At 50.0% G+C, this 13,846-nt stretch carries 11 protein-coding genes; 4 read left to right on the forward strand and 7 right to left on the reverse strand.

The window, feature by feature from the left end:
* Positions 1-153: 153 nt before the first annotated feature.
* Positions 154-1,164 carry a tRNA dihydrouridine(20/20a) synthase DusA gene (gene dusA / locus PGR6_RS09760; RefSeq protein ID WP_082920836.1) on the reverse strand — a complete coding sequence of 337 codons (1,011 nt, stop codon included), beginning with the start codon at positions 1,162-1,164 and terminating at the stop codon, positions 154-156.
* Positions 1,165-1,265: 101 nt separating this feature from the next.
* On the opposite strand from dusA, the gene PGR6_RS09765 reads away from it, so the two are divergent.
* Positions 1,266-2,372, forward strand: coding sequence for a tyrosine-type recombinase/integrase (locus PGR6_RS09765; RefSeq protein WP_064616958.1), 1,107 nt, complete (start codon positions 1,266-1,268; stop codon positions 2,370-2,372).
* Between the two features lie 85 nt (positions 2,373-2,457).
* Here the strand turns inward: PGR6_RS09765 and PGR6_RS09770 are convergent, their stop codons facing one another.
* From PGR6_RS09770 to PGR6_RS09785, 4 genes are all read right to left on the reverse strand, one after another.
* Positions 2,458-3,357, reverse strand: coding sequence for a hypothetical protein (locus tag PGR6_RS09770; protein WP_064616959.1), 900 nt, complete (start codon positions 3,355-3,357; stop codon positions 2,458-2,460).
* 3 nt (positions 3,358-3,360) lie between these two features.
* Positions 3,361-4,392 carry a hypothetical protein gene (locus tag PGR6_RS09775; RefSeq protein WP_064616960.1) on the reverse strand — a complete coding sequence of 344 codons (1,032 nt, stop codon included), beginning with the start codon at positions 4,390-4,392 and terminating at the stop codon, positions 3,361-3,363.
* 146 nt (positions 4,393-4,538) lie between these two features.
* Positions 4,539-4,820, reverse strand: coding sequence for a pyocin activator PrtN family protein (locus PGR6_RS09780; RefSeq protein ID WP_064616961.1), 282 nt, complete (start codon positions 4,818-4,820; stop codon positions 4,539-4,541).
* Between the two features lie 159 nt (positions 4,821-4,979).
* The gene (locus PGR6_RS09785) at positions 4,980-5,543 is read right to left on the reverse strand and encodes a DUF2303 family protein (protein WP_064616962.1); all 564 of its coding nucleotides are present in this window, start codon (positions 5,541-5,543) and stop codon (positions 4,980-4,982) included.
* A 383-nt stretch (positions 5,544-5,926) separates the two neighbouring features.
* Between PGR6_RS09785 and PGR6_RS09790 the strand changes: the two genes are divergently transcribed.
* Positions 5,927-6,736: a DUF2971 domain-containing protein gene (locus tag PGR6_RS09790; protein ID WP_064616963.1), complete on the forward strand. Its 810-nt coding sequence runs from the start codon at positions 5,927-5,929 to the stop codon at positions 6,734-6,736.
* 60 nt (positions 6,737-6,796) lie between these two features.
* Here the strand turns inward: PGR6_RS09790 and PGR6_RS09795 are convergent, their stop codons facing one another.
* Complete coding sequence (locus PGR6_RS09795) at positions 6,797-7,531, reverse strand: hypothetical protein (RefSeq protein WP_156523281.1); 735 nt, start codon at positions 7,529-7,531, stop codon at positions 6,797-6,799.
* A gap of 194 nt (positions 7,532-7,725) precedes the next feature.
* Here PGR6_RS09795 and PGR6_RS09800 point away from each other — a divergent pair, with 194 nt between their 5' ends.
* Complete coding sequence (locus PGR6_RS09800; protein WP_064616965.1) at positions 7,726-9,108, forward strand: hypothetical protein; 1,383 nt, start codon at positions 7,726-7,728, stop codon at positions 9,106-9,108.
* A gap of 254 nt (positions 9,109-9,362) precedes the next feature.
* The gene (locus tag PGR6_RS09805; protein WP_064616966.1) at positions 9,363-10,685 is read left to right on the forward strand and encodes a hypothetical protein; all 1,323 of its coding nucleotides are present in this window, start codon (positions 9,363-9,365) and stop codon (positions 10,683-10,685) included.
* A gap of 674 nt (positions 10,686-11,359) precedes the next feature.
* Here PGR6_RS09805 and PGR6_RS09810 read toward each other — a convergent pair.
* Positions 11,360-13,840, reverse strand: coding sequence for a hypothetical protein (locus PGR6_RS09810; RefSeq protein WP_064616967.1), 2,481 nt, complete (start codon positions 13,838-13,840; stop codon positions 11,360-11,362).
* Positions 13,841-13,846: the final 6 nt, after the last annotated feature.

A 13,846-nucleotide genomic window follows, 5' to 3' on the forward strand; every position in this document is an offset into this window, starting at 1 on the left:
TGTCCTCAATGCTTACCGATTTGACCAGCTTGCGAATTAGACCTTTGAGCGCTCGGGCCGAACAAGTGACGGCCGCCATTTCAAAGCGGCCATTTTCTAACGAGACAGAGCGCGGACACCGGCGCGCGAAACCTGCAAGCGAGTGACGAGGGATTAACGTCCCTCCAACAACTCTGCCGCCTGATCCAGCAACGCCAACGGCTCTTTGGCCTTGTGAATATCCACCGACAACAACTGCCGAAACTTGCGCGCCCCCGGAAACCCGGTACCCAGCCCCAGTACATGCCGAGTGATGTGATGCATCGCGCCACCCGCCAGCAGATGCTCGGCAATATAAGGCCGCAACTGCGCCAGCGCCTCGGCCCGGCTGATCACCGGCGCCGTGCTGCCAAACAGCTGCTGATCCACCTCAGCCATCACATAAGGGTTGTGATACGCCTCACGGCCCAGCATCACACCGTCGAACGTCTGCAAATGCTCGTGACAGGCCTCCAGCGTCTTGATCCCGCCGTTGAGAATAATCTCCAGCTCCGGAAAATCCGCCTTCAACCGCGCCGCCACGTCATAACGCAGAGGCGGAATGTCGCGGTTCTCCTTCGGCGACAAACCCTCCAGAATCGCAATCCGCGCATGCACGGTAAAACTTGTGCACCCGGCATCCCGAACCGTGCCGACGAAATCACACAACTCCTCGTAACTGTCCCGCCCATTAATCCCGATCCGATGCTTCACCGTCACCGGAATCGACACCGCATCACGCATCGCCTTCACACAATCGGCCACCAACTGCGGATGCCCCATCAGGCACGCGCCGATCATATTGTTCTGCACCCGATCACTCGGGCAGCCGACATTCAGGTTTACCTCGTCGTAACCGTGCTCCTGGGCCATGCGGGCGCAGGCGGCCAGGTCCAATGGAACGCTGCCGCCGAGCTGAAGAGCTAATGGGTGCTCGGCTTCGTTGTGACGCAGGAAGCGGTCGTGATCGCCGTTGAGGAGCGCTCCGGTGGTGACCATTTCGGTGTAGAGCAGGGCGTGCTTGGAGAGCAGGCGCAGGAAGAAACGGCAGTGGCGATCGGTCCAATCCATCATCGGCGCAACAGAAAATCTCCTAGATACCGGATTTACTGTGGAGGCTAGGTTTTCTGCTGGTTTTGTCGACATTTAGCTACTTCTCATTTGCTACGGTTTACTACGGTTTTTGCTTAGTTTTGAGAGGACCTTGCTGCAATGTAGCAACGCCAACCACTCGTGTAGCAAAATCCATGGGGTCAATCACCGTTCGCAAGCGCAAGGATGGCTCTGCAGCGTACACTGCACAGATCCGCATCATGCAAAAGGGTGTGACAGTTTATCAGGAAAGCCAGACCTTCGATCGTAAGACCATGGCACAGGCTTGGATCAAGCGCCGTGAGACGGAAATGGCTGAGCCTGGTGCAATAGCCAAGGCCAACCGCCGAGGCGTGACGGTCAAGGAAATGATTGATCGCTACCTGGAGGATTATGAAAAACTCCGGCCGCTGGGCAATACCAAACGCGCCACTTTGAGGGCGATCGGCGAGACCTGGCTGGGCAAGCTTGAAGACAAGGACATCAGCAGTCAGAAGCTGGTCGAGTACGCGCATGATCGCATGCTAACCGACGGTATTCAGCCGCAGGCTGTGGGGAACGATCTCGCGCATCTTGGTGCGGTGCTCTCAGTAGCTCGTCCAGCCTGGGGGTATGACGTAGATCCGATGGCCATGCCGGATGCACGCAAGGTATTGCGTAAGATGGGTGGTGTTTCAAGGAGTAAGGAGCGTGACCGCCGTCCAACTCTGGTCGAGCTGGACACTATCCTCGAGTACTTTTGCGCCATGCGAGATCGGCGCAAGCAACAGATTGACATGGTGCGAGTGACGGCCTTCGCGCTGTTCTCCACGCGACGACAGGAAGAAATCACGCGGATTCGCTGGGACGCAATAGATGAAGAGCGTCAGGCAGTACTGATCACAGACATGAAAAATCCCGGACAGAAATATAGCAACGACGTGTGGTGCCATGTACCCGACGAAGCCTGGCGGATTTTGCATTCGATGCCTAAGGTCGCGGACGAGGTGTCTCCATACAACGCCCGGTCAGTGTCGGCGTCGTTCACCAGGGCGTGCAATTTTCTCGAGATCAATGATTTGCACTTTTACGACCTTCGACATGATGGCGTGAGTCGATTATTCGAAATGGGCTGGGATATCCCCAAAGTTGCTTCTGTGTCCGGTCATCGGGCTTGGAACTCAATGCGACGGTACACACGTCTGAAGGGAGCTGGCGACCCTTACAAATATTGGTTTTGGTTGGGGCGGATTATTTCGGGCCCCTCAATCAGAACTCTTTAATCGTCTTTAGGGTTGAAGGGGTAGTCAGGTGCAATGATTTGCGCCTGACTTTGAATCTGTTCAAGTCTAATCCAAGCAGGGTGGTTTAAATTTCCGCAGCAATCATTTTTCCAAGCACAAGGGCAATTAATGACCATGCTATTTCGTTAATGGGGCGAAAGAAAGCATCGGCATCTATAATGTCTTTGGATGAGGCGCTTTGATTACTGCCCGAAAGATGGTGGAAGAATTTGTTTCTAACATCAACGACGAATCCAAAAGCTTTTAAAAACTCAACTTCTATCAGTCCAGAGTTCGTGGTGCAGTGTTTTGAGTGGTGCCCATTTAAGTACTTTTCAAATTTTACAGCGTATATCGGATCAAATTTAATGGTGTATTTGTATGCTGAGAAGACTGGGTCTTGCTTGAATATATAACCAATAAATTTGTCGCAAAATTTCAGTTCCCCATCACCAGATGAAATTAGAGCTCTCAAATCATTGAATGCTTTGACGTAGTCTGTTGCGTGACGAGCGTGGAAAAATGGAAGGGCATAGCTCATATGCTCTAGTGCGCGATATATATATACGAAAGCAGAAAGGTCATTGCCATTTGCTGATGCGACCAGCGACCTCGAAACTTCGTTAAGTAATACCTCAAAGAACCCCTTGTGGCTGCCGGACGCACGAAAGAAAACATCCAATGGGCGTGCAATAGTATGGGCGAGGGCTTCACCGTTCCGATCTTGCACGCCCAATCCAGGGAATGCGCGGGCAATATCCGCATTCAGCGAAAAGCCCTTGCGGTGGGGAGCATCTAAAACGAAAAAATTTCTGGATTGAAGTGAGCTTTTTCCGCCTTTAAGGTCAATCTTTACGCCCCCAAGGAAAGTTCTAAATAGTGCGAGTGACGCAGGGCTTCTTGAGTGCAACTGAATTTGATTTGCACGATTTTCGTCACGAAATGGGACTGCATTACTAATGCTGACGTAGCCATCGGAGAACATGCATCAAATCTCCTGGCTGATCTCGTCGAGTATCTCGTCCGCATCTAGCTTTACTGATCTTTTAATATTCTCAAAGAAATATTTAACAGACTTGCGGCGTGCGTTACCAAGTTTGATTTTTGATATGTTGATTCCTGAGAAAGCACTCTCGAATTCGCTAATGCTATGAAACAATACCTCGTCAGATAATTCTTCAATTAATTGGATTGTCTTGCGGGCGCCAGCGCAAAATCCAATCAAATTATTTTGTCCCATTACCCAGTCGCGCGTCCCTATGTTTTCATAAAGCCGCTCGATTTGCTGCATGACATCTTCAAAGCTGCTTTGAGAAGAAGTTAAGTCAGAATCCATGATCTTGGATGCAAGCAGTTCATCCATTTTTTCTTGGATAATTTTATCATTGTCGACGTTAACGCTTTCACTTAGAAAGGCAAGATAAGCTTTGATAAGGTCAGCTTTTTTAAACGCTCCACGTTTCCTTTTTTGGCCAAGTGCTCTTTTTTCGGCTTGAACGTTCACTCCAACATCGTCGAAGTTGTAGATGTTCGATGCTACGATTTCAATTTGATGGCGGGCGGTCATCGGCTTTTGGCCGTTGTTTAGAGTGATCATTCTATATAGCAGCAAATCCATTGAGTTGCAGATTAGAATGTTGAGAAAAACTGGCCTATCAAGCGGGAATTCAGGTGGGCTGCGTTTATATGCGCGGTCCATTGTGTTTAATCGTTGCATGCCGTCAAGAACGAAAAAATCATCAACTCTTTCGATGATGAATTCCTCTGCATTTTGTTTTGTAATCGAACTGTCGAAATGTTCATCAACAATCGCTAGTGTCAGGGAAGGCATGATGCAGCCAGATACAATATCTTTCGCCAGGCGGTCGTAAAACTTTGGACTTTGCACTTCGCGCTGAATATCCAGTCTTCCTATAAGTGGGACCAGTTTCTCTAAAGCAAATTTGTAGTCTACCTGCGCGCTGATGAAAGTACTTTTTATAACGCGGTCAAATTCGACGCTGTGAACGGCTAAGGCCATAAGTCATCTCCATACGATTGCAGTGTCGACCATCTTTCTGACGGGCGAGGGGAATGCTTGGAGCGTAACATAGAGAGTGGTGGCTTCGGTACGATACATCTTGCCAAGCTTTCACTTTTTCGAATTCAAAGCAACTAAACAGGAGCCTATGACGCTCGTCGTAGCCCTCGTCCTAGAAGCTTGGCGTGCTCCGTCTTCGCTTTCAGGTGCTGGGCATCGAGGTAAGCGGCCAGGTCATTCAAATGCGCGCCTCTGGCCGATTTCTGGCTGCTTTCCAACCGAACGAGTGGTAGATCGATATCTCCAGCGGCAACCTTCAGTTTCATTTTTTCGGGGGTTAGGTGACTGAAGTAATCGATACACACGCGCTCCAGCGGGATGATTACCATGCCGCTGTACTGAGCCATCAATAGGAACTCAGTGTTCATTGCTTTGACTCCCGTACGTTTTGGCTGCCTTTGATAGAACCGGTTCGTATAAAAAGGGTGATTTGTCTTACTTGCATATGCTGTGTTTTCTCGTTGGAGCCCACCACGGGGATCGTTCGTGAGAGACCAGTGGTGGGTGTTGTTGGGTGAGCCAGCTTATTACGCGTTGAATATGCCCAGGATCAGGGTGGCCGCGCCGCCGACTTCTTTGGCAAGGGTCGTTTTGAACTCTTGGGCGATTTCTTCGACTTGCTGCTCTTCACCCGCCCAGCGCAGTTTCAGGGTCGGCTTATCGTCGCCAGTGAGGATGCTGAGCTTCAGGGTGAAGACTCGGGTACCCAGGCCGTCGTAGGGGATCAGTGAGAAGTGCAGGGCTTCGACTCGGGAGTCGGCGTTCGCAGCCTCGATGCTGTCCATCGCGCTGCGGGCGGCGCCGAAGTTTTGTTCGCTGGAGGTCGAGGTGCTACGGGCTTCGATGGTGATGTTGCGAACGCTGGCCACTGCGGCGCTGATCAGCATGGTTCCGCCGCCTTCTTTCCCAGCGACCAGGCTCAGGTGCCAGTCTTCGATCCATTCGGCCAGTTCACCTTGGCTCAGTTTCTTGCCGACAATTTGCTGGAGTGCCTTGTAGGCAGCGGTCGGCTTGAGCTGGAGTGTTGCAACGTCATCCGCATGGCCTGGGGCATCGTCGGTGCCGAGGTTGAAGTACACCTGGCAGCTCATGTTGTCCTGATCGATAAAGCCTTTTGCCGCAGGCCGTTGCGGGAGATGGTGTACTCGGCAAAGTCGCGCAGGCTGTTGGTGTGCAGAGCGCCGCGGAAGCGGGAGCGAAGTGCCTGGAACTGTTCCAGGTTTTTGATTTTCAGTTGGGTGGTCTGTTCTAATGCCCAGCATTGGTTTAGTAGATAGAGGTTAGAATCTACGAGCGAACAGTGTTGAACTCTGAGGTACCATTTTTCGAAGAGTATGGCGCGGAGGTTCGATTACGACTGTGGGCCTTGCATGATAAAATTGATTTGCAATAACGTTAGGGTTGTAACAATTTAGCCGCGTTGGTAAAAATGCAATTTGTCACGGTTGAGTGTTAACTGAGGTATGAGGGTTCTATGTCACTTTTTCACTACACCGATGCTGCAGCGGTACTGTCAATTATCAGAAATAAAAAGATTTGGCTTACCGACATACGCTTTATGAATGATTCGGATGAGGCGTTAGATGGTGCGAGATATATAGAAAAAGAAATTCAGGGCCTAATTAAGTCAGGTGATGTTGTTACTGATCAGGCATTATTTCACTTGCAAGATTTTACAATTGAGACTGTGAACGAATGGCTTGCTGAGCAGCATGCTTTTATTGGTTCATTTAGTACTATAGAAGATCATTTGGTTCAGTGGCGCTCATATGGAAATTATGCTGTTGAGTTTCATGAGACTCTGAAAGAGGATCTCGCACCAGTGCTGGTGTGTATCTATAATATTGAAACAAAGTTGCAGTTGGCCAAAAATCTGGTGGCTGACGCGCGGGAGGCAATCACAGAGGAGTTGATGAAGTATGATGACGTAGATGGGTATAAAATTGCTAAGGCTCTTTGGAGTTTAGGTGATGCTGTAAATCTATTCAAGCATCCAAGTTTTATAGAGGAAAATGAGATGAGAATCTGTCGATTGGAATCGGCGCATTCGAAACTTATTAAGTATCGTGTGCGTGGTGGGATTGTGGTCCCATACCTTGAGGTCGGTTTTGAATCTCACCATGTTAAAGCTGTACATATTGGTCCTATGAAAAATCAAGATCTCGCTGTTGCGTCGATGAGGTTATTTATTAATAATTTTGAAATGGAGAACGAGAATAGAGATCCTTGGAATGACTTTAGAATTAAGGTCCATCCGTCCTTGATTCCATATCGAGAGCTATGAGAATGGTAGTTCGATTTTAGGTGCGGCTAGGGTGTGGAGCCTCGTGAGGTGATACTTAGCTCATGCAAGTGTCTCAAGGGCGTATACAGCTACCGATAGCAAAATGATGGGTAGAAATCCGACTACCCAAGCAAGTATTCTTGAGTGAGCATATACTGAGATCATGCCATGGCTGCTATTGATAGATGCTCGATACATCGCTAACCCAACTATAAATAATAGTCCGAGTGTTTTATGTGGGTGTTTCGACGATAGCTCGTTAAAGAATCCGGAAAGATTGCCATTTGAAAGCCATAGACTGTAATCGATTCCCTTCATCAGTAAGCCTATCCATAAGCCCCAAGCCGCCGTTGTGACGATAAAGTATAAAAGCGAGATTGGCATGCACTTAAAGTCTAGCTTTTGGCATATGGAGACGGCGGCTGTGTGGTAGCCCCAGCGCAATATTGCAATCGTATAAATGCTGAGTGTAGTGGCAACTAGGGCCGCCAATCCAACCCACCCTTGCGTACTGTGCAAATGGTCCCAAATATCACCCTGACTTATCCCTGTAATAATTCGCTCGCTTTCTCTTTTTCCGAGCCATTGGTACATCGAAAGAGCTGTAGACTGCCAAAGGGTTGCCACAAATATTGGTAGAGTCATCAACCCCTTCAATCGTGTATAAAGAGGGCGGTCAGTCCCTTTTGAAAAGTGCAAAGGACGCGCAAAAATCGGGATAAAAAACAGCATCACATAACGTAAGACGGGCAGGTCCCGAAGACGCCGCCAGGATCGCATGACGATTGTGCTCATATTGATACGTCACCAGTTATTCAGTTGGCGGCATATTGCCATCTAAACGGTAGCCTTGGTAGCCTACAGGGTTGTTTTTGTTGTTTTTGTTGTATTCGTTTTAATCACTTCAGTAGCCGCTTTGACCGCTATCTGGGGTGTAACGACAGGCGTAAAGTGATAGCCCAAGTGGGTAGATTTTCCAGGAGATCTTCATGGTTGGTAGTGAAAAACTGATCGACGCGATGCACGAAGGGAACCTAGAGTTGCACTGCGTTTCCGTTTCCATTTTTCAAAAGTGTGATGGCGGTCTTTGTCTCGAAGGCTACGGTGTCCTTAAAGTTAATCAAGTTGGGACTATCTATCTTGAGTTTATTTGTTTGGAGGTTAAAAGTAAGTCTGCTTCCATGGTGACGGGATTTCATGAGTCTTTCCCAGATGACCCATTTGACAAAAGCCAAAAATTATATCTTGAGGCAACGACTCTGAGTGGTGATCAGACATTTGCCGAAGAATTTTCGCTGCGTATTAGTGTGTTCGATAGGCTGGCGCCGTATAGGCTTCATGTGTTTCTCCATGAAATCTATTTTGTAGAAGACAACAAAAGGCATATTGATTCGAAAGGGTATATGTATTTCGAGTTTATGGAAAAGTCTCGAATTCCAGCGAATAAAATGAATACTGAGTCAAGTAGCTATGGGGAGGAGTCTCACAATTTTAATGAGTCGGAGATTCAATTTGAAAATGTTGCGGTCAATATTGTAGATAGAAACGAAAGAATCCAGGTGCGAGTGAGGGGGGAGTTCGAAGCTGATCAGCTTTATCAGTCGTTGCTGTTTTATATTGGATTGACGTCAGGGATAATGCCACAACCTTATTGCTTGATAAAGCGCGTAGGCAGCGTAACAGTTACATATTTCAAAACCATACGCACTGGCTTAAGGGGAAAAGCCATCCCAGCGCCCATTACTGACGCAGTGTGCGGCGAGGGTTTTCCTGCTTGTCATTACGAAATTTTGGCATCAATGCTGAGAGTTAAGAGTAATAACTCTTTGCATTTTAATAGTGCGTATAGTCAATGGCAGCGAGTCTGGCATTCATTCCAATCTGAAAACAACATCGCTATTCTTACCCTTGGAGTGGCCGTTGAGGGGTTGCTCAACGACGTATTCATTCCTGAGTTGAAGCGTACCAGCGCTGATCGAGAATTAGAAAAAGCTAAAACTGCTTTGATTGACGGAATTGGCAAGCTAGATGCACGAGGCGATCACATACAGACGTTGATTTCGAGTGTAGAACGTTGGGGTAATATACATTCGGCGAAGGCCCTGACGATGCTTGTCGAAAAGGGCTTAATATTGCAGGCTGAAAAGAAAGCATGGAGCGAATTACGAAACTCGGCTGCGCACCCGGTATTTAAGGAAAACAATGAGGCGAGTGAGCTCAAGGATCGAGAGCGAATTTCTAATACTCTCACATTGTTCTATCGTTTGGTGTTTAACGTATTTGGATACGATGGTCCTATGTACGAGTTCCGAGTTAATGCAAAACCTGAGTTATTCAAAAGAAAGTATGTGCAGGTGCTGGATCAAGACTGATCGCCATAAATTCGGTCCATATTGCGAATAGGTAGAGTGTTCATGGATCGCATAAGGAAAATAGCGCTCTGCCAAAATATTCTATTTCATGCCATATGAGCTTTTTTTAGATTCCTCAAATGAGCCCTGCTGCCCATGTAATTCGGGGGGGGGGTAAGGACGCTATTCAAATTACACCCTCTGGTGCAGATGGCAGTTGTGCAGACATTCAGTCGAGTGTAAGAATTTCAGCTAATTGGCGGTAGGAGTCGTTTGTGACTGATCATGATGGGGTTTCGGAAGGCAAAAAATCGCTGATTCAGAAAGGCCCTAAGTACGCCCTGGCGGCATGGGCCAAGCAGAATGAGCTTTCACTGGAAACTATCCAAGAACGAAAAGAAATTGCCCTAAGGTTGGCAATTGAAGGGATTGCTGATGGCTCGATAGATTCGCTTGATGGCGTCGAATCACCGTTGTCGCGAAAAATTCAAGCGCATCATGGAATTGATTTATTTGAGATGAATCGCAACTGGGTCGAAACAGCACAGTCTTGGAAGTGCCCTTGCTGTGGTCGAGGGAAATTTGAAATCTCCAGAGTTGGTAGTAAAGGGCAGATCTTAGCGAAACTAGTTGAGCATCACGATCATATGGCTGATGCACTAAAAGCTGCGTTCAATAAGGTATTTGTGGTGAGTGGTACGGATAAGCCTACGAGTACCGGCTTAGCACTTGTTGAGCGAATGGCACCTGCGTTTTCGTCCTACCCTCCGGTTCTCATTTGCGAAGATTGTAATAACGCAGATGCTGCTGCAAAGAAAGTTATCTCGAGTGCTGGACGTAAGATCGAGTGGCAGTCGTTTTCTATTGGACAAATTCGCCGTTTTATCATCATCCAGGAACACGTTCCACATAGTATAGATGTAGCCAAGGTGACAGAGCTCTGGGGACTGGTTCGCCCCGCTTACGTTGCGCGAATGAACCTTGTATACGAAGTGGCCAAGGCAGCGGTTTTGCAAGATTATTGGTATGAGAGATATCAAGGTGAAACAATGGCTGTACCTACTCTGTCCAATGGATTTCAGCAATACAACGGATTGGAGTTTGTTAGTGGCGAGGCGCTCCTTCATGAGATGGCGAAAAGCACTGTTAAGCACTTGTCAAACTACAGTCGGTGGCGCACGGAAGTACAGCGTTCGGGAGATAAGCCTCCCCCAAACTTCTTAGTGATTATAGAATCGCTGCCAGGATGTGCTCGAATGTGGGCAGAGCTTAAGGATACATGGCAATGCCCGATATGTGAGCGTTCTAAGTATAAAGTTGTGAGTTATAAAAAAGGAAAGATTAGCTTTCATACTCACTTGCCGACCAAGTATAGCGCAGCTTGGAAATCTCAAGGGCATATTTGCATGGGGTGCTTCAATGTTGTGGCGGCTATGAAACGAGAGCTGGAGAAAGGTCACGGCATAAAAGTAGGGTTCACATTCGACTGTATTACGCCTGATGAGCTACGCGCCATCATCCACGCGAGGCCTCATTCCCCGCCCTTGGTGGATGCGGAAATGGCGAAGGTGCTGATAAGCAAGTGGCAGTTGCGATAAGTGTGCCTGCGAAACTTGATTTAATTAGTTTGGATTGTGAAGCAAGGTTTGCGGCACTTGCTAGGAGCCCAGCCAAACGCTGGGTCTCCTTGAGATTGGAGGTCGGCTGCCAGGCCCACTCTGAAGGCCGAACGCCGCAGATGGATGTCGGACGGTTAGTCCGGTATGTCAGGGATTGGATAGACTCTCGTGTGAAAGATACCCCTGACAAAAGTGCTCTTCAACTTCACTGCTTAAATTTTGCTACAGCAATGTTTTTCTTTGGCTTATGTATATGAAATATAAAGAAAATTTAATTTAGTCGATTCGATCCATCATCGGCGCCACGCTAAAGCGTCTAGACACTGTAGAGCTTGAATTTACTGAGTATGTAGCTGATTTCTGTACCATTTCGCTCTACGTGTTCAAAGCCGGTTTTAGGGGGTAAATGGCGTTTTGAGGGGCGTTGATACAATGTACCAACCCCTTTAACAATTGTACCAGTTGACTATGGCCACGATCAGAGCACGCAAGCGCACCGACGGCGGCACCAGTTACACGGCACAGATACGCCTGTTCCGATATTGTCAGGCAAGATTAAGCTCAGGCCCGACATCTAACGTGACTCAACCGAACGTGCCTCAGTCGGCTTCGTCTCTTTTCGCGCGCCATGCCAGCGCCAGTGATAAACGTGACTAGCGCCAATGGCGTAAAGCCGATGTATCCAATGCTTGCCACGCTTCGGAGTGGCAAAGTTGATCCTTCGTCAGCCAGAGTCCTGCGTGCGGGCACACGGACTCGGCGGGGAGTGCCAGCAGGTCGCTCAACTTCATTGCGCTGATTGAGCCTCGGTCTCTTTCATCCTCGGCTTCCCAGTCGCGCAGAAATAGACGCACCTTCAAGACATTGGCATTAAAACCTTCAAACTGTGGTCGATTGTGGAGCCACTGAGGTGAATGCCTCAAGGTTCGCTCCTGGACATCCAGCAGCAAGATCTGCCATGCCAAGCGACCTCCGTGGTCATCGTCGACGTTGGTATGGAGTCGAGTCAGCGCGAGATAACGTGCATCCTCGGACCAGATCATCGAGGGCGCGAGATGGCTGATGGCGCAACCGGACGCCGTCAGCAAATGCCCGCCCAGGCGTGGGCTCTGGACGCGTAGCCAACTGTCGGCGTATTCGGTTTCACAACCGAACAACCACGCGGCATCTTTATCCATCGGTGCTGGCTGGACAAAGTTTCCATCGGCGATTGCAGACTGTGGCTGTTGAACCAGGCGCCAATCGGGGAGGGCGCTCAGGCCTTGTTGGCTGACATTGAGCTCACACCACTCGTAGTAAAGCCGCGAGTCCTGTCGATACTGGCAAAACGCAGCGGCATCGTCCGCCTCGGGTGGCGATTGATCAAAGCGCTGCAATGGACTGCTTTGCCGATCCTGATCCAGGCGACCTCGAATCACTGCCAGGCTCAGTCTCGGCCCACGAAAGTCCAACAATCGTGCGACCAACAGAGGAGGGCTGTTCATCAATTGTCGTTCCTGTGCGTCGACCACCACCACGTGACCTGCTGTGGCGGGCGGCAGGGCGAACGGTATTAATGCGATGTAACGTCCAGTGTCTGAAACTCGATGATCGAGCAGCCAAACGCCCGGTAACTCCCAGCCCCCAATCCTGCAGGTATAACCCCCGAGCCCCAGGCTGTTGTCTTGCCGCCAGCTAAATTGAGCCCGCGTATCATCAGTCAATGGTGCCGACTCGACCATCGTCGCGCCTCGCTGTCCATCACCCAACAGAGGCACGGCCAACCGCACGCGAGTCAGGTGCCGCTGCGCAACCTGCACCCGGCCGTTCGGATCATGGCCCACCTGAGACTCACAGTCGCTGTGTATGCTGTACAAGCCATAACCATAGCGACCGCGATCAGGCTGCGGGTAGTCGAAGTAAGACGATAGCCGCAGGTAATGGTCATCCAGCTCCAGGGGGACGCTCCAACCCACGGAAGGTTCGCTGTCGGCGGATAGCCACGGACAAGGCAATGCTTGCCAGCCGCGGTCTACGTGCCAGAGCCAGTATTCGAGGGCTTGCGGTTGCTCATCATCCATCCGTGCATGGCAAGCGAACGAGCGACTATCGTGATTCCAGATGATTGAGGTATCAGCCCTGATCAGCAACGAAGTGGGCTCACCGTTTATGCTCACGCGGTATTCCGGGCTCATCAGCGGGGCGCAAGGCTGTGGCAATTCACGCAGGCTGGCCGGCAGCGCCAGACAGGCGTCCAAACTTTGCTGACCATCGGGAGACGTATGCCGGAACGCGTCGAGCGCAAGGTTTTTTTGCCAGTCACCAGGCTCAACCCAAAGGTCAATAACGGGCACCAGGCTAACCTTTTCAGCCGTCGTCAGCAGTTGCTCCAGGCTGATCTCCCGTGCGCCGTTGTCGACCAGAGGACTGTAACGCCCACTCAGGATGCCGTCGTTAAAGGCATCCAGTTCCCAAAATTCATCACACGAACACTGGTAAAGCTGACGCAACTGTCGATCCAGAATCACCAACCCCCAGGCTTGGCGCGAGGGTAAAGGCGCGGCGAAATAACGTCCGTCGTTCGAGAAGCGAGCCGACGACCCAAGGCCCTGGAGCAGCACCCCATCGGGAAACAGGTAATCGCACAGGACGGGCCCGCCCATGGCGATTTCGCTGTAGTTGAACACCCTGATGGGCTCGCCCTCGGGAGTTTGCTGCGGTTCGTCCCCACCCCAGGCACTGGCGCCGCCTGAAGACTGACCAGGCGATAGCGGTGACGACTTGGCCTGTGTTTTATCGACCAGGCCAAAACGTCTTTCCAAGTGACTGACGCAAGCCAGCCCGAAGAACATCACAGCCGCTGCCCCCGCAATATCCCAGTACGCCGGCAAAGCCCTGCCCAGATTAAAACCCAGGCCTAGTGCGGCAGAGGTCATGAGCCGTGCAGCCCCTCGGCCGGTTCGTTGCCAACCGGCCCGCGCGGTCAGCCACATTAAGGCAGTACAACCCAGTACCACACCGAGTGCCCATAACAGCGGTAGTACCGCCACGAGGAAAATCGGGATCAACAGTACGGCGATTTGCCAAAGTAGATCGAGCAATAATCGAGGCAGGCTTTTTTCGTCAGTACGTTGATCCGAAGAGTGAGTCACCATTACCTC

The organism is Pseudomonas sp. GR 6-02 (assembly GCF_001655615.1).
In the GTDB taxonomy this organism is placed as follows: Bacteria; Pseudomonadota; Gammaproteobacteria; order Pseudomonadales; family Pseudomonadaceae; genus Aquipseudomonas.

Excerpts from the sequence above, each read along its gene's own strand:
- dusA (WP_082920836.1), bottom strand. The coding sequence starts at position 1,164 with ATGTCGACAAAACCAGCAGAAAACCTAGCCTCCACAGTAAATCCGGTA.
- PGR6_RS09765 (WP_064616958.1), top strand. The coding sequence starts at position 1,266 with ATGGGGTCAATCACCGTTCGCAAGCGCAAGGATGGCTCTGCAGCGTAC.
- PGR6_RS09770 (WP_064616959.1), bottom strand. The coding sequence starts at position 3,357 with ATGTTCTCCGATGGCTACGTCAGCATTAGTAATGCAGTCCCATTTCGT.
- PGR6_RS09775 (WP_064616960.1), bottom strand. The coding sequence starts at position 4,392 with ATGGCCTTAGCCGTTCACAGCGTCGAATTTGACCGCGTTATAAAAAGT.
- PGR6_RS09780 (WP_064616961.1), bottom strand. The coding sequence starts at position 4,820 with ATGAACACTGAGTTCCTATTGATGGCTCAGTACAGCGGCATGGTAATC.
- PGR6_RS09785 (WP_064616962.1), bottom strand. The coding sequence starts at position 5,543 with ATGAGCTGCCAGGTGTACTTCAACCTCGGCACCGACGATGCCCCAGGC.
- PGR6_RS09790 (WP_064616963.1), top strand. The coding sequence starts at position 5,927 with ATGTCACTTTTTCACTACACCGATGCTGCAGCGGTACTGTCAATTATC.
- PGR6_RS09795 (WP_156523281.1), bottom strand. The coding sequence starts at position 7,531 with ATGAGCACAATCGTCATGCGATCCTGGCGGCGTCTTCGGGACCTGCCC.
- PGR6_RS09800 (WP_064616965.1), top strand. The coding sequence starts at position 7,726 with ATGGTTGGTAGTGAAAAACTGATCGACGCGATGCACGAAGGGAACCTA.
- PGR6_RS09810 (WP_064616967.1), bottom strand. The coding sequence starts at position 13,840 with ATGGTGACTCACTCTTCGGATCAACGTACTGACGAAAAAAGCCTGCCT.